Origin of the sequence: Caballeronia choica, from assembly GCF_001544535.1 — a bacterium.
Classification (GTDB): domain Bacteria; phylum Pseudomonadota; class Gammaproteobacteria; order Burkholderiales; family Burkholderiaceae; genus Caballeronia; species Caballeronia choica.
In genome coordinates this window covers 1-24,871 of the sequence record NZ_FCON02000117.1, presented here as the reverse complement: position 1 = coordinate 24,871, position 24,871 = coordinate 1, and the positions used below count along the sequence as shown (strand labels likewise).

At 66.1% G+C, this 24,871-nt stretch carries 22 protein-coding genes; 13 read left to right on the top strand and 9 right to left on the bottom strand.

Annotation, left to right across the window (positions count from 1 at the left end):
- Positions 1-161: 161 nt before the first annotated feature.
- The 5 genes from AWB68_RS32565 to AWB68_RS32545 all read left to right on the top strand — a co-directional run bounded on the left by AWB68_RS32565 (position 162) and on the right by AWB68_RS32545 (position 7,387).
- Positions 162-872, top strand: coding sequence for an ABC transporter ATP-binding protein (locus AWB68_RS32565; RefSeq protein ID WP_087648417.1), 711 nt, complete (start codon positions 162-164; stop codon positions 870-872).
- Positions 869-3,418, top strand: coding sequence for an FtsX-like permease family protein (locus AWB68_RS32560; protein ID WP_087648416.1), 2,550 nt, complete (start codon positions 869-871; stop codon positions 3,416-3,418). The genes AWB68_RS32565 and AWB68_RS32560 overlap by 4 nt, the downstream gene beginning before the upstream one ends.
- A complete protein-coding gene (locus AWB68_RS32555; RefSeq protein WP_087648415.1) occupies positions 3,418-4,530 on the top strand; it encodes a lipocalin-like domain-containing protein in 1,113 nt (370 codons plus the stop codon). The genes AWB68_RS32560 and AWB68_RS32555 overlap by 1 nt, the downstream gene beginning before the upstream one ends.
- A 42-nt stretch (positions 4,531-4,572) precedes the next feature.
- Complete coding sequence (locus tag AWB68_RS32550; protein WP_235028612.1) at positions 4,573-6,183, top strand: 3'-5' exonuclease family protein; 1,611 nt, start codon at positions 4,573-4,575, stop codon at positions 6,181-6,183.
- Positions 6,184-6,322: 139 nt separating this feature from the next.
- A complete protein-coding gene (locus AWB68_RS32545; RefSeq protein WP_087648413.1) occupies positions 6,323-7,387 on the top strand; it encodes an FUSC family protein in 1,065 nt (354 codons plus the stop codon).
- A gap of 11 nt (positions 7,388-7,398) precedes the next feature.
- Here the strand turns inward: AWB68_RS32545 and AWB68_RS32540 are convergent, their stop codons facing one another.
- Entirely contained in the window at positions 7,399-7,926 is a 528-nt protein-coding gene (locus AWB68_RS32540; protein WP_087648412.1) for a DUF6622 family protein, read from the bottom strand.
- Positions 7,927-8,108: 182 nt separating this feature from the next.
- Between AWB68_RS32540 and AWB68_RS32535 the strand changes: the two genes are divergently transcribed.
- On the top strand, positions 8,109-8,819 hold the full coding sequence (locus tag AWB68_RS32535; protein ID WP_087648411.1) for a TetR/AcrR family transcriptional regulator: 711 nt from the start codon (positions 8,109-8,111) through the stop codon (positions 8,817-8,819).
- A gap of 107 nt (positions 8,820-8,926) precedes the next feature.
- Here AWB68_RS32535 and AWB68_RS32530 read toward each other — a convergent pair whose 3' ends face one another.
- Positions 8,927-9,385: a hypothetical protein gene (locus tag AWB68_RS32530; RefSeq protein ID WP_235028611.1), complete on the bottom strand. Its 459-nt coding sequence runs from the start codon at positions 9,383-9,385 to the stop codon at positions 8,927-8,929.
- A 482-nt stretch (positions 9,386-9,867) separates the two neighbouring features.
- Here AWB68_RS32530 and AWB68_RS32525 point away from each other — a divergent pair, with 482 nt between their 5' ends.
- Positions 9,868-10,197 (top strand): hypothetical protein, encoded by a 330-nt coding sequence (locus AWB68_RS32525; protein ID WP_087648409.1) that lies wholly within the window; start codon positions 9,868-9,870, stop codon positions 10,195-10,197.
- Between the two features lie 132 nt (positions 10,198-10,329).
- The gene (locus AWB68_RS32520; protein ID WP_087648408.1) at positions 10,330-11,901 is read left to right on the top strand and encodes a S53 family peptidase; all 1,572 of its coding nucleotides are present in this window, start codon (positions 10,330-10,332) and stop codon (positions 11,899-11,901) included.
- Between the two features lie 76 nt (positions 11,902-11,977).
- On the opposite strand, the gene AWB68_RS32515 is transcribed toward AWB68_RS32520, so the two are convergent.
- From AWB68_RS32515 to araD, 4 genes are all read right to left on the bottom strand, one after another.
- Positions 11,978-13,024 (bottom strand): LacI family DNA-binding transcriptional regulator, encoded by a 1,047-nt coding sequence (locus AWB68_RS32515; RefSeq protein WP_087648407.1) that lies wholly within the window; start codon positions 13,022-13,024, stop codon positions 11,978-11,980.
- A gap of 31 nt (positions 13,025-13,055) precedes the next feature.
- On the bottom strand, positions 13,056-14,405 hold the full coding sequence (locus AWB68_RS32510) for an MFS transporter (protein WP_087648406.1): 1,350 nt from the start codon (positions 14,403-14,405) through the stop codon (positions 13,056-13,058).
- A 61-nt stretch (positions 14,406-14,466) separates the two neighbouring features.
- Positions 14,467-15,201, bottom strand: a complete 735-nt coding sequence (locus AWB68_RS32505) for a ribonuclease activity regulator RraA (protein ID WP_087648405.1) — start codon at positions 15,199-15,201, stop codon at positions 14,467-14,469.
- A 20-nt stretch (positions 15,202-15,221) separates the two neighbouring features.
- Positions 15,222-17,018, bottom strand: a complete 1,797-nt coding sequence (araD, locus tag AWB68_RS32500; RefSeq protein WP_087648404.1) for an L-arabinonate dehydratase — start codon at positions 17,016-17,018, stop codon at positions 15,222-15,224.
- A 138-nt stretch (positions 17,019-17,156) separates the two neighbouring features.
- Here araD and hmuQ point away from each other — a divergent pair, with 138 nt between their 5' ends.
- The 5 genes from hmuQ to AWB68_RS32475 all read left to right on the top strand — a co-directional run bounded on the left by hmuQ (position 17,157) and on the right by AWB68_RS32475 (position 21,869).
- Entirely contained in the window at positions 17,157-17,471 is a 315-nt protein-coding gene (gene hmuQ, locus AWB68_RS32495; protein ID WP_087648403.1) for a heme-degrading protein HmuQ, read from the top strand.
- 4 nt (positions 17,472-17,475) lie between these two features.
- A complete protein-coding gene (locus AWB68_RS32490) occupies positions 17,476-17,889 on the top strand; it encodes a DUF3574 domain-containing protein (RefSeq protein WP_235028610.1) in 414 nt (137 codons plus the stop codon).
- 227 nt (positions 17,890-18,116) lie between these two features.
- A complete protein-coding gene (locus AWB68_RS32485) occupies positions 18,117-19,055 on the top strand; it encodes a DMT family transporter (protein ID WP_087648401.1) in 939 nt (312 codons plus the stop codon).
- A 283-nt stretch (positions 19,056-19,338) separates the two neighbouring features.
- Positions 19,339-20,925, top strand: a complete 1,587-nt coding sequence (locus AWB68_RS32480; protein ID WP_087648400.1) for a Na+/H+ antiporter — start codon at positions 19,339-19,341, stop codon at positions 20,923-20,925.
- Positions 20,926-21,215: 290 nt separating this feature from the next.
- Positions 21,216-21,869, top strand: a complete 654-nt coding sequence (locus tag AWB68_RS32475) for a glutathione S-transferase family protein (RefSeq protein WP_087648399.1) — start codon at positions 21,216-21,218, stop codon at positions 21,867-21,869.
- A gap of 34 nt (positions 21,870-21,903) precedes the next feature.
- Here AWB68_RS32475 and AWB68_RS32470 read toward each other — a convergent pair whose 3' ends face one another.
- The 3 genes from AWB68_RS32470 to AWB68_RS32460 form a co-directional block, all read right to left on the bottom strand.
- Positions 21,904-22,488, bottom strand: coding sequence for a glutathione binding-like protein (locus AWB68_RS32470; RefSeq protein WP_087648398.1), 585 nt, complete (start codon positions 22,486-22,488; stop codon positions 21,904-21,906).
- A gap of 96 nt (positions 22,489-22,584) precedes the next feature.
- Positions 22,585-23,061, bottom strand: coding sequence for an outer membrane lipoprotein (locus AWB68_RS32465; protein WP_087648397.1), 477 nt, complete (start codon positions 23,059-23,061; stop codon positions 22,585-22,587).
- A 215-nt stretch (positions 23,062-23,276) separates the two neighbouring features.
- On the bottom strand, positions 23,277-23,960 hold the full coding sequence (locus AWB68_RS32460; protein ID WP_087648396.1) for a response regulator transcription factor: 684 nt from the start codon (positions 23,958-23,960) through the stop codon (positions 23,277-23,279).
- Between the last annotated feature and the right edge of the window lie 911 nt (positions 23,961-24,871).

Below are 24,871 nucleotides of genomic sequence, written 5' to 3'. Positions count from 1 at the left end.
TTTCTTTGCAGCAGCAAAGAAAGTGAGTCCCGCCCCGGACAGGGGCAGAGCAAATAAACCAAAAACAAAACAAGTTCCATAGAAGCCTGAGCGCATCAAACGGTGTAAATCCACCAACCCCAACCCCAACCCCACCCCAAGCGCCAGCGACCATCATCCCCATGAGCCCAGCCGCCCCCCCCGCTCTGGAATGCCGAAGCCTGCACAAGGCCTACACCGGCAGCCGCATCGTTCTCGACGGACTCGATTTCGCCCTCGGCGCGGGCGAATTCGTCGCGATCATGGGCGACTCGGGCGTCGGCAAGTCAACGCTCCTCAACCTGATCGCCGGACTCGAAAGCGCCGACAGCGGCGACGTCCTGATCGACAGCACACCCATCTCGCGCCTCACCGACGACGCCGCCACGCGTCTGCGCCGGCAAAAGCTCGGCTTCGTGTTCCAGGCCTTCCACGTGCTGCCGCATCTGACGCTCGCGCAGAACGTCGCCGTGCCGCTGCTGCTGAACGGCATGCCGCCGGCGCGAGCGCTTGAGATGCTGGCGGCGGTCGGCCTGCACGGCCGCGGCGACGACCTGCCGCGCCAGTTGTCCGGCGGCGAGTTGCAGCGGGTGGCGATCGCCCGCGCCCTCGTGCATCGCCCGCGCCTGATCCTCGCCGACGAACCCACCGGCAACCTCGATCCGCAGACCGCCCACGAAGTGCTCGCGCTGCTGCGCGCGGAAGCGAAGGCCAGCGGCGCCGCGACGATGCTGGTCACGCACTCCGAAGCCGCTGCCGCGTTCGCGGACCGCGTGCTGATCCTTGCCGACGGCGCGCTGCACGCCGCGCCGCTCGCGCCACTCGCGTCGCTCAAAGCCGCGCGTGACGCATGACGGAACTCGCCGCGGCCCACCGCACGCTGACGCGCTGGCTGCTCGCCGCGCAATGGCGCAGCCATCGCGGACGCGCGCTGGTCGCGATCGCGACGATCGCGCTCGGCGTCGGGCTCGGCTATGCGGTGCAACTGATCAACAGCGCCGCGTTCAACGAATTCTCCGCCGCCGCGCGCAGCCTGTCGGGCGACGCGGACCTGCAAGTGCGCAGCGCCACGCCTCTATTCGACGAAAGCCTGTACCCGCGTCTCGCAACGCGTGAGGGCGTGGCGCTGGCCAGCCCGGTGCTGGAGATCGACGTCTCGGTGCCAGAGCAGAACGCGCCGCTGAAGGTGCTCGGCATCGACGTGTTCAAGGCCCGGCGGATCGCGCCCGACCTGACCGGCGTACCGTCGGCGCAAGCGCCCTTCGATGTCGTCGCCGACGACGCCCTCTTTCTCTCGACCGCCGCGCAGCAATGGCTCGACGCTCGCATCGGCGGCACGGTGTCGCTGCAAAACGGCACGTCGCCCGTGCGCCTGCGGGTGGCCGGCGGTATCGCGCGCGCACGGGCGGGCCAGCGCATCGCGGTGATGGACATCGCCGCCGCGCAATGGCGCTTCGGGATGCTCGGCCGCCTGTCGCGCGTCGATCTGCAACTCGCGCGCGGGGTCGATCGCGAACGGTTCAGGCAGGCGTTGCAGAATGAACTCGGCAGCCGCTTCGTGGTGTCGGAGACGCGCGATATCGAAAGCCGCACCGACCGGCTTTCGCGCGCCTACCGGATCAACATGAACGTGCTCGCGCTGGTCGCGCTTTTCACCGGCGCGTTTCTCGTGTTTTCGACGCAGGCGTCGGCAGTCGTGCGGCGGCGCGCGCAATTCGCGATGCTGCGCGTGCTCGGCATGACGCGCGCGCTGTTGCTGCGGCAAATCATGCTCGAAGGCGCATTGCTCGGAGTGGCGGGCGCGCTGCTCGGCCTCGTGCTCGGCTACGCGGTGGCGGCCCTTGCGCTGCGCTATTTCGGCAGTGATCTCGGCGGCGGGTATTTCCCGGGCGTGCAGCCGCGCGTCGGTTTCGAGCCGGTCGCGAGCGTTGTGTTTCTCGCGCTCGGCATCGGCGTGGCGCTCTTCGGCACGCTCGTTCCCGCGCTAGAGGCGGCGCGCGCCCGCCCGGCGCCGGCGCTCAAGGCCGGCAGCGAGGAAGCCGCGCTCGCGCCGCTCGCGACACCCTGGCCCGCGCTGGCGTGCCTCGCAACGGGCGCGGCATTGACGCAGGCGCCGCCGGTCTTCGACGCGCCCATCGCGGGCTATGTCGCCGTCGCGTTGCTGCTGGTCGGCGGGATCGCGCTGATGCCGCGCCTGACGGCTGTCGTGTTCCGCGCCGCCAGCCGCCGTCACGCCACGCGCAAACGCTCCGCCGTCATCACGCTCGCGCTCGCGCGGCTCGCCAATGCGCCGGGCCAGGCGTCGATCGCGATGGGCGGCGTGCTGTCCAGCTTCACGCTGATCGTCGCGATGGGGATCATGGTGGCGAGCTTTCGCATCTCGGTGGAAGACTGGCTCGTGCACCTGCTCTCCGCCGACCTGTACGTGCGCGTCGCGGCCAGCGGCGACACCGGCGGCCTGCGGCCCGACCAGCAGGCGCAGCTTGCCGCCGTCGACGGCGTGAAGCACGCGGCGTTCACGCGCACGTCGCGCCTGACGCTCGATCCGGCGCGGCCCGCCGTCGCGCTGCTCGCGCGCGAGATCGACGCCGCCGATCCCGGCGCGAACCTGCAACTCACGGGCGCCGCGCTGCCGCCGACGGCATGGCGCGCAGGCGAAACGCCGGTGTGGGCGTCGGAAGCGATGGTCGATCTGTACGGTTATCGGATCGGCGAGCGGCTGCGCCTGCCGCTCGGCGGCGCCGATCGCACGTTCGTCGTCGCGGGAATCTGGCGCGATTACGTGCGCCAGACGGGCGCGCTGCAAATGCGCATCGCCGACTACCGCCTGCTCACGCACGACACCACCGCCACCGATGCCGCCATCACGCTCGGCGCGGGCGCGTCCGCTTCGCGCGTCACCGCGGCGATGCACGCGCTGCCGTTCGGCGCCGCGCTGGAGTTCTCGCAACCGGGCGACATCCGCGCCCGCACGCTCACGATCTTCGACCGGAGTTTCGCCGTCACGTATTTGCTGGAAGCGGTCGCCATCGTGATCGGCTTGTTCGGCGTCGCCGCGACGTTTTCCGTGCAGACGCTCGCGCGTTCCCGCGAGTTCGGCATGCTGCGGCACGTCGGCGTGACACGGCGGCAGATCCTCGCGCTCCTCGCAGCGGAGGGCGGCCTGCTCACCGCGCTCGGCATCGCGATGGGTTGCGTGCTCGGCTTCGCGATCAGCCTGATCCTCGTGTTCGTCGTCAATCCGCAGTCGTTTCACTGGAGCATGTCACTGCATGTGCCGTGGACGCTCATCGCGGGGATCGGCTGCGTGATGCTGGTGTCGTCGTGCGCGACGGCGGTGATGGCGGGCCGCCGCGCGGTTTCCGTCGATGCCGTGCGCGCCGTCCGGGAGGACTGGTGATGCGCCGCTTCATGCTGGCGATGTCGCTCGCGCTGCTTTCGATGGCGGCGCTCGGCGGTGGCTCCGAATTCGCCGCGGTCGTCGAGGGCCGCCCGCTCGTCTTGCCGCAGGACAGCGGTGCGCATCCCGACTATCGCACCGAGTGGTGGTACGCGACCGGCTGGCTGGAGACGCCGGACCACCAGCCGCTCGGCTTCCAGATCACGTTCTTCCGTTCGAAGACGGGTCAGGGCGACGCGAACCCGAGCGCGTTCGCGCCCGCGCAATTGATCATCGCGCATGCCGCGTTGAGCGATCCCGCGCACGGGCGGCTCGTCCACGATCAGAAGATCGCGCGGGAAGGCTTCGGCCTCGCTTATGCGAAGGCCGCGAATACCGACGTCGGACTCGACGCCTGGCACATGCTCCGCGAAGCCGATGGCCGCTACACGGTGAACGCGGATGCCGCCGGCTTCGCGCTGCACCTGACGTTCACACCGACGCAACCGCCGATGATCCAGGGCGAGCGCGGGTACTCGCGCAAAGGGCCGCTGTCCGAACAGGCGAGCTACTACTACAGCGAGCCGCAGTTGCAGGTGAGCGGCAGCGTGACGCGGCCCGCGACATCGAACGCAGAAGGGGCAGGCGCGCCTGTCGCCGTGACCGGCCGCGCGTGGCTCGATCACGAATGGTCGAGCACGCTGCTTGCCGCCGACGCTTCGGGCTGGGACTGGCTCGGCGCGAATCTCGACGACGGCTCCGCGCTGATGGCGTTCAAGGTACGCGGCCGAGATGGCCGCGCGTTGTGGGCGCACGCCGCACTGCGCGACCGCGACGGCCGCATGGCGCAATACGGCCCCGGCGAAGTCGAATTCACGCCCGCACGCCGCTGGCGCTCGCCGCGCACGGACACGTCCTACCCGGTCGCGATGAACGTGCGCGTCGGCGCGTTGCGCTGGCATCTGACGCCGCTCCTCGACGACCAGGAACTCGACTCGCGCGATTCCACCGGCGCGCTCTACTGGGAAGGCGCCGTCACGCTTGGTGGCGACGGACGGAACGTCCACGCGCGCGGACGCGGCTATCTCGAACTGACGGGTTACGCGAAGGCGCTCGAAGTCGAAAAGCGTTGAAGTTGCGTCAACGTCGAGACGCTACAATCGAAGCTCATTCGAATGGCTCCAATGCGCCCCGCCCTTCCCTCCGACACCGACACCGATACTGACGCCGACGCCAACGCCGACGCCCTGCTCGAAGCGCTCGCGCGTCCGATCGTGTTCGTCGACCTGGAGACGACCGGCGGCAACGCGACGACCGATCGCATCACGGAAATCGGCGTCGTGGAAGTGAGCCGCGCGGGCGTCGAGCGCTGGAGCGTGCTCGTCGATCCACAAACGCCGGTGCCACCGTTCATCGAAAAGCTGACCGGCATCGACGACGCGATGCTGTGCGGCCAGCCCACCTTCGCGTCGCTCGCCGAGGCGCTCATCGAGCGCCTGAGCGGCAAGCTCTTCGTCGCGCACAATGCGCGCTTCGACTACGGCTTCCTGAAGAACGAGTTCCGGCGCGCGGGCCTCACCTTTCGCGCCGACGTGCTGTGCACGGTGCGGCTGTCGCGGGCGCTCTTTCCATCGGTGCAGCGTCACGGGCTGGATTCGCTGATCGCACGTTTCGGACTCGCGCCCGAAGGCCGCCACCGCGCGCTCGCCGACGCCGACCTGCTCTGGCAGTTCTGGCAAAAGATCCATGAGGTTTACGCACAGGACCTCGTCGATGCAGCCGTCAAGGCGCTGATCCGCCGCGCCGCGCTGCCCGCCGCCCTGCCGGAGAGCGCGCTCGACGCATTGCCCTCGACGCCCGGCGTCTATGTGTTCCGTGGCGACGACGACCTGCCGCTCTATGTCGGCAAGAGCGTGAACCTGAAGCAGCGCGTGATGTCGCATTTTTCCGGCGACTATCGGCTCGCCAAGGACCTCGCGATTTCGCAGACGATCCGGCGCATCGAGGCGCACGAGACCGTCGGCGAACTCGGCGCGCTGCTGCTCGAAGCGAAGCTCGTCAAGGAACTAGAACCCGTGCACAACCGGCTGTTGCGCCGCGCCGCCGCCGGTACCTGTGCATGGCAATGGCTCGCGGGCGCGCACGCGCCGGTGCTGATCCATGCGAAGAAGCGCGACTTCTCGCGCGAGGACGGTCTCTTCGGCGTTTATCAGTCGCGGGCGAAGGCGCACGCGCATTTGCGCCGCCTCGCCGATGAACACGGCCTGTGTCACGCGACGCTCGGCCTCGAAAAAATCCCCACGGGCAGCGTGCGCGGCTGCTTCGGCTATCAGGTGCGGCGCTGCAAGGGCGCCTGTGTCGGCGCGGAAACGCTCGCCGGGCACGCCGCGCGCGTGCGTGAGGCGCTGGATGCGTCGCGCGTGCTGCGCTGGCCGCACGCGGGGCCGATCGCGATTGCCGAGCGCGATGACGAAACGAAGCGCGTGGCGTGGCATGTCGTCGACCGGTGGTGCTATCTGGGATCGTGCGCGAGCGTCGATGAGATCGAGCCACTGATCGGCGCGGCGCCGCAGGCGTATTCGTTCGATGCCGATGTGTATGGTTTGCTCGCGAAGCGCGTCGCCGCCGGGGAACTCGACTGGATCGCTTGCGACGTGCGGCCCGCGTTCAGCCTCTGCGTGCAGGAAATGGCGCAGCCGCGGCCGGCCGCGCAGAAGGCCATCAGGAAACCCGTTCGCAAGCGGTCGAATGAGAACCCCGCGCAACTCGCCCTTTCATTAGCCTGAAAACATCGGATGATGAAACTCCGTTGCGTTGCTGGCGGTGTTCCAGGTCCGTTTGCGCGCCGGAATGAAGGACGGTTTCAGAATTGACCGTTAGTTGCGATCCAATATCCGACAGACGAAGCATCACCAAACAGGTGCCATGACGATCCCCCTCACGCAGTCGATAAAAAGCCATTTCGGCGTACCCGAAGTCCGACGACTCGCACGCACGCTCATGGCATGCGCGCTGAGCTACGGCGCCGCCCGCCTCGCCACGCTTCCCGAGGGTTACTGGGCGCTGATCACGACGCTCGTCGTCGTCACGCAGCCGAGTCTTACGCAGACGCTCGGCACCGCGCGCGACCAGATCATCGGCGCCTGCCTCGGCGCGGCGGTCGGCGTGCTGGGCATCGTCGCGATCGTGCAGGGTGCAACGCCGATCATCGTGTTCTTCGTCGCGCTGCTGCCGCTCGCCGTGCTTGCTGCGCTCGATCCGGGGCTGCGCCTCGCCTGCGTCACGCTCGTGATCGTCGTGCTGATTCCGGGCGATGGCGGTTCGCCGTTCGAGCGACCGATCCATCGCGTGCTGGAGATCATCATCGGCGCAAGCGCGGCGTTCATCGTCGCGGTGATCTGGCCCAACCGGGCGATCAGGACGGCGCACCGCTCCGTCGCGGACAGTCTGCGCAGTCTCGCGCAACTGATCGGCCTGCATCTGTCGGGACGGCCCGACGCGACGCGGGCGTCGCAGCTCGAAAATCGCAGTGAAGCGGCGCTGCGTGCGCTCGACGAGGCGCTCAAGGAAGCCGGGCGCGAGCACGTCTTCGTGCCGATCCGCAACGAGCGATCGGACGCGATCGACAAGGTGGCGCCTTTCCTCGGCCGCCTGCACAGGGACGCGCAATTTCTCGGCAAGGCCGTGATGCGCGATGCGGTCCGGCCGGACGGCGCGAGCGCCGGGCGGGTCGATCCGGTTGATCCGGTTGATCCGGTTCTGCCGAAGATATTGACGACGCTCGCCGACGCGCTGGATGCCGTTCCCATCGACGACCGGAAAACCGCCAGCGCCCGCACGATGCTTCAGGAATGGGAGCGCGGCCGGACGGCGCACGCGGGAGACACACGGGAGGATTCGATTGTCGGCTTCGTGATCGGACTGATCGCGAACGACATCGAGGGCTTGCTTCAAGTGCTCAGTCCCGCCAGCGATGGCGGGACCCGTTGAGATGATGCGACTCAGGAACGATCGCCAAGCATCGCCGAGGCCGGGACGCCAGCTTGCCGGAAGCCCAGCCAGTACACCAGGAAGCGGCCCGCGAAGATTCCCGCGGTGACGCCCGAGACCAGCCCGTCCAGCAGCACGAACATCGAATCGGCGCCTGCGTGGGTCGTCGCCAGTTCCACTCCCAGCCAGAACTTCGACGCGAACGTCAGGAGGATCAGCACGAGCGGCACCGCCGAGCCCGGCAGGGTGACCGTGCCCGCTTCGCGATCGACCGTCATGCCGCCCGACTGCGCGAGCGCCACGCCGATCGCCAGTCCGAGCACGGCGCCGATGATCCACGCGAGAGCCGTATGCCAGTTCGCGGACGGCTCGTGGATGAGGTGCATGATGCCCCAGCCCGTAAACACGACGGGTACGATCGCGAGTTTCGAAAGCGGCGCCGTGCCGCCTTTCAGTGCCTTGAGACCACGCGAGACCAGAAAGGCCAGCAGCACCCAGACCCACACAGGCGTACCGCTCAGGATCGCTTCGACGGACATGACATTCTCCTTTGTGCGGACGCTCGCCGCAGTGAGACGAAGACTCCGCGGATGAACACAGCGCTGTCGCCGTGCTCCTGAATCCCGAAATCTTTCCAATGGAAACATTTTGACTTCAAGACGTGTCTGCGTCAAGATATCTTTCCATTGTAAAAATATATCGAGGCGATCACCCGATTCCTATGCAGAAAGAGCAACCCGATCCCACGCGCAGGAAAGCGCGGCCGAAACCCGCCGATACGACGCACGACCCGGCACATGACGCGGTGCACGACGCGGCGAAGCATCATCCCTACCATCACGGATCGCTGCCCGACGCACTGCTGCGCGCCGCCGAGACGGTCTTGCAGCGCGACGGCCTCAAGGGCCTCACGTTGCGCGCGATCGCCCGCGAGGCTGGCGTCTCGCACACCGCTCCGCAGCATCATTTCGGCGACACCGCCGGCGTGCTGAGCGAACTTGCCGCGAGTGGACACCGCCGGCTCGCGGCGTCGATGGCGGAGTACGCGGCCGCTGCGAAGCCCGGCGTGGCGCGCCGGAAAGCGATCGCGCGCGGCTACATCGACTTCGCGGTGAGGAATGCGGACTTGTTCCGGTTGATGTCGCGCAACGAGTTGCTGGACCCGAACCGCCCATCGCTCGTCGAGGCCCGGCGCACGTCGGCGCGGGGGCTGGCGGGCGTCTTCGATGTCGCTTCGGGCGAACCGCGCGCGGCCAACGCGGCGTTCGGCGCGCTAAGCGCGGCCGACGCGATCGCGATGACGTCCGCGTGGGGCCACGTGCACGGTCTGACGTCGCTATTGATCGACAACCGGCTCACCGCGCTCGCCGCCTCGACGGGCACATTTGGCGATGCGCGTGAACTCGTCGATGCGGTCATCGAGCAGATGTAGTGCAACCGCCACCCGCGCCACTACTGCGGCAGCGGAGCAACGGGCCGGGGAAGTTGCAGCGCGCTGAATCGACCGACGTGCGGCACGGTTACACAAGCATTGCGCTTTCAGTTGCCATGCAAATGCTGGCGCACGAAATCCGCAAACGCGTTCTGTACCGAAGTGACTTTTTCGACGCAGTCGTCATAAGACGAGCCTTTCGATTTTTCATCGCCGTACATGCCGCGGCACTGGGCATAAAGCGCGATCGTCGCGCCGCTGCCTTGCGCGACCCGCGTGGCGGAGAAGCTGGCACGGCCGTTCCGGGAGGGCAGGTCGGTATCGATCGCGACCGCGTCGGCGTGAATGACGGGTGTGTCGGAATGCTGCTGCACGTAGGTCTGGGTCAGCTTCCAGACCTCGTCACATTGCGACGCGTCCTGGCAATGAAGCGTCGCGCGGCGCTGCGCCGAATCCAGCGTGCTTTCGTTACGGGAGAATTCCTGTTCGCGTTCGGCCTGGGTCTTCGACGTCCCGCAGCCATAGAGTGCAAGCAAGGCGAGCATGACAGGGAGGATATGTTTCACTACGTGAGCTTCCGGGATTGACTGACGTGAATTATAAAAGGACCAACACAGCGGAACAGAGCCAGCCTTCAGGCCATGCGCGTCTTCCGAAGCGCCGCCGATTGTAAATTGTAACGTTCCTCCAGCCTGCCGCCCGGTCGATGCGACCAGGCATCACTCCGCATCGCCATGACGCGCATGCAAATGAAAGCTTCACGCCGCGAATGCAAGCCAATGTGAATATGCGAGTGGCAATTAGTAAGCATACCGGATCGAATCACGGCGAGATCATCCTATTGGTCAGCAGGATCGTCATAACGCGCCGCGGTTCGCTCGCACTACGCTTCGTGTCAGCGCGGGGGCCCGCGCAACGTGGGGCACGGGGGACATTCGTACGCGCCAAGCCCTGATGCTGCGTCATCGGGTCAGGTTTCGGGGGACGATGTGACAGGCCGGCAACATGCAACATGGCGCGCACACACGTGGCAACACGGAGCGTCAAAATGGAAATGGAGCAACGTCGATTGAACCCGGAGCTGTTTCAGTGGCTGGACGAACGGCAATCCCAACTCAAGGTGGTGAAGACCACCACGACACCGCACGGTCAGGTGCTGGACTGGATTCCCATCGAGAGTCAACATCCCGAGGGTAAGGTTCCGTCCCCGCCGCCGTCCGAGTCGATGCCGGCTCACGCTCACGATGCGAAGCACAATAACGGCACGGCGGAGACCGACACGGCAAACGGAGGTGCGGACCTGTACACCATCCAGATGCACATGAACAGCGGGACGAATTGGGGCAGTTATTTCTACGTGGGAGGGCCAACCCCGTAAATAGTCAGCCTGGCAACACGTTCGAACGAAGCGGCCGGTCATCGACCGTCCACGCCGATGAGAGGCGCGGCGGCGTCGATGGTTCGGCCCGCTTCCATTCGACGAACGTCCATCAAAAGGAGATTTTCAGTTATGGCACGACATCCACTCAGTGGCAGCGACCGCGCACCCTATAACGGCGCGCACGCCATCGGCAAGGCCGATCCGGCCGAACGGCTCGAGGTCACCGTACTCGTGAGACGCCGCTCGCATGACGCGTTCGCCGCGCGCGTAAGCAGCCTCGCCGCCGCAAAGCCAGCGGACAGGCACATCGCTCATGACGAGTTCGCGCGGCAGTTCAGCGCCGATCCCGCCGACCTCGCCGCCGTCAAGACGTTCGCGGGCCAGCATGGATTATCCATCGTCGGGGAAGACGCGACGCGACGCACCGTGATCCTGTCCGGCACGGTCGCACAGTTCGACGATGCGTTCGGCGTCGAACTGCAGCAATTCGAACACGAGGGCGGCTCGTATCGCGGACGCACGGGCGCCGTTCAATTGCCGGACGAACTGAAGGATGTCGTGCAGGCCGTGCTCGGGCTCGACAATCGTCCGCAAGCGCGGCCGAATTTTCGCCATCGCCAGCCTCATGGCAACGTGCGCTGGCAAGCGTCGGCACATGGCACGACATCCTTCACGCCGGTCCAGCTCGCGTCGCTCTATGATTTTCCGGCGGGCAATGGACAAGGCCAGTGCATCGGACTCATCGAACTCGGCGGCGGCTATCGCCCCGCCGACCTCAAGAAGTATTTCGCCGAACTCGGCATTACCGCACCGAAGGTGTCCGCGGTATCGGTCGATCACGCGAAGAACCAGCCGACCGGCGACGCCAACGGACCCGACGGCGAAGTGATGCTCGACATCGAAGTGGCCGGCGCGGTGGCGCCCGCCGCGCACATCGCGGTCTATTTCGCGCCCAACACCGACGCCGGATTCCTCGATGCCGTGACCACCGCGATCCACGACAAGACCAACAAGCCCTCGGTGATCTCGATCAGTTGGGCCGGCCCGGAATCGGCCTGGACCCAGCAGGCGATGACGGCATTCGACCAGGCGTTCCAGTCGGCCGCCATGCTGGGGATCACGATCTGCGTGGCGTCGGGCGACAGCGGTTCGAGCGACGGCGTCGGCGACGGCAAGGACCATGTCAACTTCCCGTCGTCGAGCCCGTACGCACTGTCGTGCGGCGGAACCAGCGTGCAGGCGAGCAACGGCGCCATCGTCAAGGAGACGGTGTGGAACGATGGCGCGAACGGCGGTGCGAGCGGCGGCGGCGTCAGCACCGTGTTCCCGCTGCCTGCGTGGCAGGAAGGGCTGAAGGTCACGCACGCGGGCGGCAAGGCAAGCGCGCTCGCGATGCGCGGCGTGCCGGATGTCGCCGGCGACGCCGACCCGGCAACCGGCTATGACGTGCGCGTCGACGGCAGCGATACGGTGTTCGGCGGAACGAGCGCGGTAGCACCGCTGTGGGCCGGGCTGATCGCGCGCATCAATGCGAGCAAGGGCGCGCCGGTGGGGTATATCAATCCGGCTTTGTACAAGACTTCGACTTGCCTGGTCGATATCACGCAGGGGAATAACGGGGACTTTTATGCGTCGCCTGGATGGGATGCCTGTACCGGGCTTGGCCGGCCGGATGGGACGAAGGTGGCGGGCGTGGTTTAGGCGTTGGAGGCTGGCGTCCGCTGGCTCGGTTTGTCCGGCGGACGCTTTGGGTTGGCTCTGACATCGCGAGCACGATTCAACTCGTCTCCCGCTCGACCACCTCAAAACCCACATCAACCACCGTCTTCCCCTCAGCCCCACCCAACCGCTCGATCAAGCACCGCGCCGCCGTTGCACCGATGCGCTTGCCGTCGACGCGCACGGTCGTGAGCGCGGGCGTCGTGTCGGCGGCGAAATCGAGGTCGCCGAAACCGCACACCGCAATGCGCCCGGGAATCGCAATGCCGAGCTTTCTCGCCTGCGACACCACCCCAAGCGCAAGCAAGTCCGAACTGCAGAAGACCGCGTCGACGGCAGGACACTGCGCGAGGATCTGCCCGAGCGCATCGCGACCCAGCGCAACGGAACTGGGCGGCGCCACCAGCACTTCGGCACTCGCGTCACGACCCTGCGCCTGAAGCGTATCGATGAAACCGCGCCGCCGCGCGAGCGCGCGAGCGTCGTTCGCGGACACGAGCGCGAGATGCCGCGCACCACGCGCGATGAAGCGCTCCGCCACCGCCACGCCGATGCGGTAGTGCGAGAAGCCGACCAGCATGTCGATCGGATGCTCGGTCATGTCCCACGTCTCGACGATCGGAATGCCGATCTTGAGCAAGCGCTCGCGCAGCGTCGCCGTGTGCGCGACGCCCGTCAGCAGCACGCCTTCTGGACGCCGGCTCAGCACCGCATCGAGCAACTGGTCCTCGTCCTCGTCGCTGTAACCCGACAGCCCGAGCAGCACCTGATAGCCCGCGCGCGACATCGTGTCGCTGAAAATCTGCACGGTCTCGGAGAAGAGCGAATGCGCGACCGTCGGCACGATCGCCGCGATCAGCCGCGACTTCGCCGACGACAGCCCGCCCGCAAGCCGATTCGGCACGTAGCCGAGTTCCTGCACGGCCTGGCGCACGCGCAGGAGCGTCTCCGGTGCGACCGTCTGCGGCGCGTTGAACACGCGCGAAACGGTAATCGGCGATACCCCGGCCGACGCGGCAACGTCGGTGATGCGAATGCCTTTCGGCGCACCGCGCGAGCGCTTGGGCGCGGTGATGAGCGGCGAGTCCGGTTTGAGTGTCGGCATGAGGAACGTCGTCGTAATGGCCAGAGATGGCTCAGGCCCGGGTGTTCATCTCGCCCGCGCCCGCCTGCGCAAGCGACGCAGCCGCGTTGCTACGCCGCATCAGGATCGCCGTGACGATCGCGAACACCAGCAGGCACGTCGCCGGGATCAGCATCGGCGCCTTGACGCTGCCGCTCGCCTGCCGCACCCACGGCACCAGGTTCTGCGCGACGAAGCCGCCGACATTGCCAAGCGAATTGATCGCCGCGATGCCGGCGGCGGCCCGCGCGCCGGTCAGGAATTTCGGCGGCATCGTCCAGAAGCACGGCAACAGCAGGTACATGCAGGGCGCGCCGAGACACAGCGCCGCGAAGCGGAGCGTATTGGTCGGCAGGAACACGCTGCCGAGGAAGAACACCACGCCGAGCAGCGCCGCGGCGAGCATCGCGCCCATCATGCGATTGCCGGCGCGCAGCTTCGCGGGCAGCCACGCGAGCGCGATCGTCGCGGCCAGCCAGGGAATGATGTTCAGCATGCCGTTGGTCGTATTGCTGACACCGAAGCCCTTGACGAGCGTCGGCAGCCAGTAGCTCACGCCATACACCGAGATCGACAGCATCATGTAGTAGAGCGCCATGCCGATCACGCGCGGCTCGGTCAGCACGCTCATCAGGTGCGAGCCGCGGCCCTCCGACTTGCGGGCCTGTGCGCGCTCGGTTTCGAGCGTATCGGCCAGCCACTTCTTCTCGGGATCGGAGAGGAACTTCGCCTTCAGCGGCGACGCCGGCAGCCACAACAGCACGACCGCCGTCAGCAGCACGGAAGGCACGCCGGTCACGATGAACACGAGCTGCCAGCCTTGCAGGTCGAAGAGGCCGCCCTTGTCGAGCAGATAGCCGCAGATCGGCGCGCCCACCATGTTGCCGATGCTGCTCCCCAGCGTGAAGTAACCGAGCATGCGCACGCGCTGGCGGGCTGGAAACCACAGCGTCAGGTAATAGATGACGCCGGGATACAGCCCCGCCTCCAATGCGCCGAGCAGGAAGCGCAGCACATAGAACATCGTCGCGTTCTTCGTGAACGCGAGCAGGATCGTGACGATGCCCCACGTCAGCATGATCCGCGCGATCCAGCGCGGTGCGCCGTACTTGTGCAGCATCACGTTGCTCGGAATCTCGAAGATCAGATAGCCGATGAAGAACAGCGACGCGCCGAGCCCGTATGCCACTTCGCTCAAGCCGAGGGCGCCGAGCATCTGCAGCTTCGCGAAGCCGACGTTCGAGCGGTCGATGTAGGCGACCAGATAGAGCAGGCCGAGCAGCGGCATCAGCCGCAGCGCGAGCCGGTTCATCAGGCGCGGTTCGTCGATGGTTGGAACCATCGTGGATGTTGCCGTGTTCATGTGTCTCCTCCGCCCTCATCGACTCCGCGCGGAGCGTGTGGCATAAGTAAAGTTTCGTGGCTCAGGTTCGCTTGGCGCGCCATTCGGCGAATGCGGCAAGCGTTTCCTCGTTCGGCGGATACGTGCCGCGCAGGATGCTCCCGCCTTCGACGCGCCCGATGATGAACTCCTCCATCAGTTCCTGCTCGGCGGCGTCCCGCGCGACTTCTTCCGCGAGATGGCGCGGCACGATCACGACGCCGTCGACGTCGCCGACCACGATGTCGCCCGGATACACCGCCACGCCGCCGCAGGCGATCGGCACGTTCATGTCCACCGCGTGGTGCTTCGCGAGATTGAGCGGCGCGCTCGCGCCCGCGCAGAAAAGCGGCAGGCCGATGTCGCCGATCGTGCCGCTGTCGCGCACGCAGCCGTCCGACACCATGCCCGCGACGCCGCGCACTTTCAGGCGCATCGTGAGGATCGAACCGGTCGATGCGACCGTGCGGTCGCCGCGGCAGTCCTGCACGAGCACGCTGCCGGGCGGCGCGCTTTCCACCGCCTTTCTCTGCGGATGATCGGGGTCCTGGAACACGCCGACATGATCGAGGTCTTCGCGCGCCGGGATATTGCGCAGCGTGAACGCCGGGCCGACGAGGTTCGGTGCGCCCAGCGCCGGCTTGACGAGCGGCGCCACGCCTTGCAGGAACACGTTGCGCAGTCCGCGCTTGAAAAGTTGCGTCGTGAGCGTCGCGGTGCTGACGTGGCGAAGCTGTTCGAGCGCGGCGTCGCTGACGGTGAGTTCGGTGGATGTCATGGATTCGGTCCGTGGGGAGTTCAGTGAATCTCGGGCTCGTCGTTGCTGGTCGACGCGACCGTCGGTTCTTCGAGGAAATCGAAATCGCAGCCCTTGTTCGCCTGCGTGACGTGCAGTTGATGCATCACGCCAAAGCCGCGCTCGAACGGACGCTTGGGCGGCGTCCATGCTTGCCGACGTGCGGCAAGCTCGGCGTCGCTGACTTCGAGATGAAGGCGCCGCGCGTGGACGTCGAGTTCGATGATGTCGCCGTCCCGGACGAGCGCGAGCGGCCCGCCGACGAACGATTCCGGCGCCACGTGCAGCACGCACGCGCCATAGCTCGTGCCGCTCATGCGCGCATCGGAGATGCGCACCATGTCGCGCACGCCTTCCTTCAGCAGCTTCTGCGGGATCGGCAACTGCCCCCACTCCGGCATGCCCGGCGCGCCGACCGGACCCGCGTGCTGCAGCACGATCACGGAATCGGCGGTGACGTCCAGTTCCTCGCTGTCGATGCGCGCGGCCATGTCCGCATAGTCCTTGAACACGACGGCCGGGCCGCGATGCTTCAGCAAGTGCGCTTCCATCGCGGCCGGCTTGATGACCGCGCCATCGGGCGAGAGATTGCCGGTCAGCACCGCGAGGCCGTCGTTCGCGACGAGCGGATTGTCGCGGCGGCGGATCACGTCGTCGTTGAAGATTTCCGCGCCCGCGATGTTCTCGCCGAGTGTCGAGCCGTTCACCGTGCGTTGCGTGCCGTCGATGAGGTTGCCGAGTTCCAGCAGCAGCGCCCGCAAACCGCCCGCGTAGAAGAAATCTTCCATCAGGTACTGGCCGGCCGGGCGCAGGTTCGCGATCACCGGCGTGATGCGCGCGAGTTCATCGAAGCGGCCCGTGGTGAGCGGAATGCCCGCACGCCGCGCGACCGCGACCAGATGCACGATCGCGTTGGTCGAGCCGGACATCGCGAGCACGGTCGTGATGGCGTTGTCGAACGACTTCGCGGTCAGGATGTCCGACGGCTTCACATCGGTCCACACCATCTCGACGATGCGCTGCCCGGTCAGCGACGCAAACTGCGCGTGGCGCGAATCGGGCGCGGGGATCGACGAGAAGCCGGGCAGCGTGAGGCCGAGGCTTTCGGTGGCGCTCGTCATCGTCGAGGCGGTGCCCATCGTCATGCAGTGGCCGGGCGAGCGCGCGATGCCGCTCTCGACGCCCTTCCACTCTTCCTCGGTGATCTTGCCCGCGCGCAGTTCGGCCCAGTATTTCCAGGTGTCGGAGCCGGAGCCGAGTGTGCGGCCGTTCCAGTCGCCGCGCAGCATCGGGCCGGCGGGCAGGAAGATTGCGGGCAGGTCCATGCTGATCGCGCCCATCAGGAGGCCGGGCGTGGTCTTGTCGCAGCCGCCCATCAGCACGCAGCCGTCAAACGGATACGAGCGCAGCAGTTCCTCGGTTTCCATCGCGAGGAAGTTGCGGTAGAGCATCGTGGTCGGCTTCTGGAACGGCTCGGCGAGCGTCATTACCGGCATCTCGACCGGGAAGCCGCCCGCCTGCCAGACGCCGCGCTTCACTTCCTCGACGCGCTGCTTGAAGTGCGTGTGGCACGAGTTGATCTCGCTCCACGTATTGACGACCGCGATCACCGGCTTGCCCATGTAATCGGTCGAGTGGTAGCCCATCTGCGCGGTGCGCGAGCGGTGCCCGAACGAACGCAGGTCGTTCACGCCGTACCAGCGGTAGCTGCGTAGCTGGTCCGGGGTTTTGCGATTTGCAGTCACTTCCGTCTCCGGGTTGGTAACGTTATCATTCGGGACGGATGGTAACGCTGTCATCGGTGCGCGTCGCTCGGGGTTTATACGAATCGGTGGGGTTTTCCAATGCCGCCGGCGCCTCCGGTTTGCGCTTATCATCTGACCTCCCGCCTGCGGTAAAGCCAACTGCGGTCAAGCCAGATAACGGAGAGCAACGGCATGTACATCGCCATGAATCGGTTCAAGGTCGCCCTCGGGTCCGAGGCTGCGTTCGAGGAACTCTGGACGTCGCGCGACACGCACCTGAAAGAAGTCCCGGGGTTCGTCGAGTTCCATCTTCTCAAGGGACCGCAGCGCGACGACCACGTGCTGTATTCGAGCCATACGATCTGGGCCAGTCACGCCGCGTTCGAGGGCTGGACGAAGTCGGATGCGTTTCGCGCCGCGCACCGGAATGCCGGCAACGAGAGCCGGTCGCTCTATCTCGGCCATCCGGAATTCGAGGGCTTCGAAGTGATTCAGACGGTGAAGTAGGCACGTGGCTCGACCGCTGCGGTCCGCTGCTGCTGTTGCGTTCTTCGTCTTGATGGCGGGATGTGCCGCGGTTCATGAACCCGGCTGCGCGCCAGGCGAGGATCGCTCGATCAGCGACGTGCTTTACTTCGGGAGGTCGAGGGCGAGCGGCGTCGTGACATCGGATGAGTGGGCGGCGTTCCTGCGGACCTCGGTGACGCCGCGCTTTCCGGCGGGGCTTACCGTGTGGTCTGCGTCGGGGCAGTGGCGCAACGCGGACGGAGTGATCGTTCGCGAAGACTCGTTTGTGCTCACGCTCCTGCATCGTGACGACGAAACCAGCGACGCTTCCGTGCGCGCGATCGTCGGCGAGTATAAGTCGCGGTTCGACCAGGAATCCGTGCTGCGGGTCAGGAGCCACACCTGCGTCTCGTTTTAGGCTCAAGCGGTGTAACCGTCCGCGCCGTTGAGTGTCAGCCTCACCTCATCGCAATATTCCTCACATACCGGTGAAAATCGCTCGCTTGGCGAACGCACACCCGGCGCCTACCATCGCACCCATCCAGAAGCCCTGTACTTTTTGCTTCACGTCAGCGTGAACCGTTGTGCGATGCAACGGCCCTACGATGGCTTCGTCTCCCGACTCCACCGTATCCGGCGCCTATCATGAATCCGCTCAACGTCGTCCAGTTGCTCGTCCTTGCCGCCTTGTGGGGCGGCTCGTTCCTCTTCATCCGCATCGGCGTGGCCGATTTTGGCGTCGCGCCGCTGATGGCGCTGCGCGTCGGCATCGGCGCGCTGTTCCTGCTGATCGTGCTCGTGATGCGCCGCTCCGCCCGCGACGCGTTCCACACGATGCGCACGCATGCGTGGCCGCTCTTCGTCGTCGGCATCCTGAACTCGGCCGCGCCGTTCTGCCTCTTCGCCTATGCCGAGCTCACGCTGTCGGCGGGCGTGACCTCGGTGATCAACGCGACCACGCCGCTGTGGGGCGCCGTCGTCGCGTTCCTGTGGCTCAGGGATCGGCTGAGCGGACTGCGCATCGCCGGTCTCGCGATCGGCTTTGCCGGCGTGCTCGCGCTCGTGTGGGACCAGGTCGCGACGCCCCACGGCGCGAATGCGACTCCCGCGACCACCGCGCTCGCGGCCGCTGCCGCGCTCGGCGCCGCGCTGCTCTATGGCATCGCGGCGAGCTACACGAAGCGGCATCTGACGGGCGTCGACTCGCTCACGGTCGCCGCCGGCACGATGCTCTGCGCGACCGCCCTGCTGCTGCCGTTCGCGATCTACTGGTGGCCGGCGGCGCCCGTGTCGCTCGACTCGTGGGGATCGGTGATCGCGCTCGGCGTCGCCTGTACCGGTGTCGCGTACATGCTGTTCTACCGGCTGATCGCGGTGGTCGGTCCGGCGCGCGCGATCACCGTCACGTTCGTCATTCCGATCTTCGGCATCCTGTGGGGCGCGGTTTTCCTCTCGGAACACGTCTCGCCGGGAATGATCCGCGCCTGCGCGATCATTCTCGCGGGCACCGCGCTTGCCACCGGCGTCATCACGCGGCTGCCGGGCATCGGCGCGCGACGCGCGTCGGCATGCGCGAAGCAGTGAGGTCGACGGCGACGGGCTGAGCCGGTTCGCCAGCCGTCGAGCAGAGTTGGCGCTGTCGACCAGAGTTGGCGCTGTCGACCAGAGTTGGCGCTGTCGACCAGAGTTGGCGCTTTAGCGCTTACTCTGGTCCCATGCGCTTGCTCTCGCCCCATGCGCTTGCTCTCGCCCCATGCGCTTGCTCTCGTCCCATGCAAGCCAGTTGCTGTCCGAGCGCGATGGCTGGGATGGCCCGCGCTGCCTCCTTTAGTGGATACTTCGGTTTTCAATCCATCGGGAGGCGCCCATGTCCGCCGTGTCGGCATTCAAGCTCGTGCTGATCTCGCTCATCGCCATCATCGCGCTTGAACTCCTGGCAAAGCGCCTGCGCTTGCCGCCCGCTGTGGCATTGCTCGTCGGCGGCGCGGCGATGGCGTTCGCGCCCGGGCTGCCGCCCGTGAACCTCGATCCCGACCTGGTGCTGATCCTGTTCCTGCCGCCGTTGCTGATGGACGGCGCCTACTACTTCGTCTGGGACGACTTCAAGCGGCATCTTTCCGGCATCCTGCTGCTCGCCATCGGCGCGGTCGCGTTCACGACGTTCATCGTCGGCGTGGTCGTGCACCTCGTGGCACCGGGGCTGCCGTGGGCCGCCTGCTTCGCGCTCGGCGCGGTGGTGTCGCCACCGGACGCGGTCGCCGCCAAGGCCGTGCTGGAACGCGTCGCGCTGCCGCGCCGGCTGATGGTGCTGCTGGAAGGCGAAAGTCTGCTCAACGACGCGGCCGGCCTCGTGCTGTTCCGCTTCGCCGTCGCGGCGGCGCTCACGGGCGCCTTCAGCGCGCCGCACGCGTTGCTGAGTTTCACGAGTCTCGCGCTGGGCGGCATCGCCGTGGGGCTGGTGGTCGGCTATATCGTCGTGCGGCTGCTGCGCGCGCTCGATGACGACTACCTCGTCGTCACGCTCTCCGTGCTGGCAGGGTGGATCGCCTACATCGCCGGCGACATGCTCGAAGTGTCGGGCGTCATCGCGACCGTGACGTGCGGCATGGTGCTCGGCTGGCATCAGCACGAGGTCTTCTCGGCGGCCGTCAGAACGCGCGGCACTGCGTTCTGGCAGGTCATCGTGTTCGTGTTCGAGGCGCTCGTGTTCGTGCTGATCGGCTTGTCGCTGCGCAGTGTCGTGATGCGGCTCGGCGGCGCGGACAACGCGTTGGCCGTGCTCGGGCCGGCGGTGGCCGCGGTGGTGGTCGCGGTCGTGCTGTCGCGCTTCGTCTGGGCGTTTGGCACCGAGTCGATCAAGTCCGCATTCCGTCGCCTGACCGGACGCGCCGATGCGGCGCCGGACTGGCGCTCCGCCACGATCGTGAGCTGGGCGGGCATGCGCGGCGTCGTGACGCTGGCGATCGCGCTGGCACTGCCCGAGGCGATGCCGGGACGCGACCTCATTCTGTTCGCGGCATTCGCGGTGATCCTCGTCACCGTGCTGCTGCAAGGCACGACGATTGGGCCGCTGATCCGCTGGGTGAAGCCGCCCGACAGCGCGAGCGACGCGACCCATCATCTCACCGAAATGCAGGCGTGGGCGCGGCTGGAGGCGGCGCAACTCGCGGCGATCACGCCGCTGGTCCATGGGCCCGACGGCCGCGTGATCCACCCGCGGCTGCTCGAACAGTACACGTATCGCGCGAGGCTCACGCAGCAGTTCCAGGACGGGTCTGCTTATCCGACACAGGAACGGGACGCGCACTACGACGTGATTCTCGCCGCCGTCAAGGCGGCACGTACCGAGATGCTGTGCCTGCATCGTGGCGGTTTGATCCACGACGAAGTGCTGCGCGCGCTCGAACGCGATCTCGATCTGCAGGAAGTCGCGTCGCGGCATGCCCGGGGGTGAGCGGTCGATCGGGTGCGGGGCTGCGCTGCGGGCTGGCAGCTTCCCTTCGTTTCACACGATCGTTGCAATTCCGGATTGCCGGGGCGGCCGCGCTTCCCCGCCCGTGCTGACCCGGCGATTCAGAGCCGGGGATGGCAGTCGCGCTGCTACGGATTTTCCCGAACCTGCAACGCCGATTGCCTCGCGTTGTCGATTCTGCCCTCGCTCAAACGACTACAGAATGCGCGCACAAGGGAAACATCGTTCCCCGTGCGCCCGATCCGCAAAAACCGACAACGCAGGAGGCACCCATGAAGCTTTACGCCCATCCCTTTTCTTCCTACTGCCAGAAAGCGCTCATCGCGCTGGAAGAAAACCGCACGCCGTTCGAGTACTGCATGTTGTCGCCGGACGAGCCGCAGCACTGCGCCGAGCACGCCGCGCTGTGGCCGCTCAAGCGCTTTCCCTTGCTCGTGGACGAGGGTCGCACGGTGCCGGAAGCGAGCATCATCATCGAGTACCTTGCGCTCACTCATCCGGGTCCGGTGCGGCTGATTCCCGAGGATGCGCGTGCGGCGCTCGACGTCCGGCTGATGGACCGCTTCTTCGACAACTACATCATGACGCCGACGCAGAAGTTCGTCCTCGACAGCATGCGCGCGCCGGAGCAGCGCGACCGCGCGGGTGTCGACGACGCCCGGACGATGCTCGTTACCGCCTACCGCTGGCTCGACCACACGATGCGCGAGCGCGAGTGGGCGGCGGGCGCCGCCTTCAGCATGGCCGACTGCGCGGCCGCGCCGTCGCTGTTCTATGCGGACTGGGTCTATCCGATCGCCGATGAATTCGCGAACGTCCGCGCCTATCGACAGCGTCTGCTCGCGCGGCCTTCGGTCGTCAAGGTGGTGGACGATGCGCGGCCGTACCGGCGGCTCTTTCCGCTCGGCGCGCCAGATCGCGATTGATGATGATTGTTCGCGCGCCGGCCTTGCCTGCGGACTACTCCAGCCCTTCGTGCTGCAACGCCAGTTTCACGGCCGGCCGCGCGCGCATGCGTTGCGCGAAATCCGCGAGCCGCTGCGGCACGTCGAGGCCGACCTTCTGCGCCCACAGGAGCATCGTGAAGAGATAGGCGTCCGCCACGCTCGCCTCGTTGCCGAACAGATAATCGCCTTTCATCATCGTCGCGATCAACTTGAAGCGCTGACCGATTTTATCGCGCGCGGCGACCGCTTCGGCGTCGGAGGTCGGCTTGAATACGCGGCCGAACTGCTTGTGAATCTCGGTTGAAATGAACGCCAGCATTTCGAGGAGGCGCTGCGCGGCAAGCTCACCCGAAGGCGCCAGCGAAGGCTTCTGCTCGGCGACCCACGAGAGAATCGCGACGTTCTCCGTCAGCGTCTGGCCGTCGTCGAGTTCGAGCGTCGGGACGTAGCTCTTTGGATTGATCTCTTCGAAGTTCTGTCCCGATTCCGTGAGTTTCGTCTTCAGGTCGACACGGACGCGGTCGAACGGGATATCGGCTTCGTGCAACGCGATGTGGTCCGCGAGGCTGCAGGCTCCCGGGGAATAGTAGAGCTTCATGGCGTGGGCCTCCTTCGTGATCGGCTGTTGGCCGTTGGGGTTGGTGGCTCTCTCACGCCAGCAATGTGCATGCCCCTTCGCTTCGTTTTCCGAGGGCTAGAGCGTAACGCGCGTGATGCCGCCGCTCGACAGCAGCCTGACACGCTCGCCCGCGTAGAACATTTCGCCGTCCACGCTTTGCGTGATCGCGCGCAAGTCGCCGTTGTCGAGACGGACGGTGATTTCCAGACCGGGCTTCTTCGCGAGATGGCTTTCGACTTCGTTTCCTGCGACGGCGCCGGCCAGGCCGCCCAGGATGCCGGTCAGGATCGAGCCGCGGCCGCCGCCCACTGCACTGCCGGCGACCGCGCCGAGCAGTCCGCCACCGATCGCACCGAACGGGCTCGCCTGGCCATTGTTCGCGTCGATGGTCACGCCGCGCACGCTCTCGACGGTGGCCATGCGGATCGTCTCTTCGCGTTGCGCCTGCGCTGCGGTGTACATGTCGGCGGAACTGCCCGTCGTGGCGCAGCCGCTCAGGGCGGCGGTGCTGAGCATCAGGACTATGCAGAGTGCGATCGTCGAGCGTTTCATGGTTCTCTCCTCAGTGGTTGCCGGGCCGCGTCGATGCGGCACTGTTGCGACCTTGTTCGATGTCCACATCGTAGAGATCGAAAATGAGGAGCGAATGAGGGATAAATGAAGCGGTCGTTGAATACGCAAGCGCGCCCATGTACGGCGGAGTGCTGAACGCCTGGCGTGTGGTCAGGCGAAGCCTTTGTCCGTTGGACTACAAGTTGGCCGCAGTGTCACTTCGGCTCTTCGCGAGCCGCTGCGCCAAGCATGACCGTCCAGCCGAGTCCACGGACATTGCGAATCACGCCAGGACCGAATTTCTTGCGCACGGAATGGATGAGCACATCGATCGCATTGCTCTCGATTTCCTTGCCCCATCCGTAAAGCCGGTCTTCGAGCTGGTCGCGCGAGAAGATCGTTCCCGGCCGCTCCATCAAGGCGAGCATCAGCGCGAACTCGCGCGCCGAAAGCGCGCCGGCCGTGCCGCCGCAGGTGAGCGTGCGCTCGTCGAGATTGAGACTGATGAATTCGTCACCGAGACGCGAGACCGCGTAACCGGCCTTGCGCCGCAGTACCGCGCGAATCCGCGCCAGCAGTTCGGGGGTGTCGAAGGGCTTGAGCACGTAGTCGTCGGCGCCGACGTCGAGTCCCTGCACGCGCGTCTCGAGATCGTCGCGGGCGGTGAGGATCAGGACCGGCACCGCATTGCCCGCGGCGCGCGCGCGCCGGAGAAGCTCGATGCCGGTCATGCTGGGCAAGCCGAGATCGAGGAGGACGACGGTATAGCTGGCTGCGCTCATTGCTTCGCTTCCTGCCACGCCGTCGCGGACCCAATCGACGGCGTAGTCGGCGTCTTTTAGCGCACGCAGGAGGCTCGTGCCGATCTGCACATCGTCTTCGATCAGAAGGACTCGCATGGTGTTCCCTTTACGCTTGGGTCGCGCGGGCGTTCGACGTTTTAAACGTCTGATTAAACGCGGGCGGCGCTTAGCGAAGTATTGTAAAGGGCGGGGGTGGGGATTGCTGGCGCGTGGGGGCTGGGGGTGGGTTGCCGTTGTTTACGCCGTTTGATGCGCTTGTGCTCCTATGAAACTTGGTTTGTTTTTGGTTTATTGGCTCTGCCCCTGTCCGGGGCGGGGCGGGTGATCGCTAGCGCTTGAGGGCGGGGTCGGGCTTCAACCGTTTGATGCGCTCAGGCTCCTATGGAACTAGTTTTCTTATCGGTTTATTTGCTCTGCCCCTGTCCGGGGCGGGACTCACTTTCTTTGCTGCTGCAAAGAAAGTAAGCAAAGAAAGCAGCTTCCCAACGCCAATCCTTGCCATGCCCCGCTAGCCCGTTCTCTCGGAGTGGTCCAACCGGAGGAGTGTCGTTAGCGGGGTTTCCCCGTTGTTGGCATGTAGAAGAGGTACGGGCATCGCACCGCTATACGAAGTGGACCAGCAGTCATTCATCCCGCCTCGCGCTTCGCGCTCACCCGTCAGGCAAAACCAACACCCATCGCTATCGCTATCGCTATTTCTACATCCTACGTTCGTGCTTGCCGCATGCTTCAATTCACCGCCACTTGCAACCTGTCGTCGGGCACGCAGTGCCAAGACGGATGTATGACTGCTGATCCACTCCCTGTAGCTGGGTGACGCGCGCGCCTTTTCTACATGCCAACAACGATGAAACCCCGCTAACGACACTCCCCCGGTTGAACCACTCCGTTTCAAGCGCGAGTGAAGACCTGTTAGGGCTGGCGTTTGAAAGCGGCGAATTCAACCGGTCGACGCAACACCTCTGTTCCAATGTGGGATTAGAGGTTGAGCGCGAATGAAACGACAG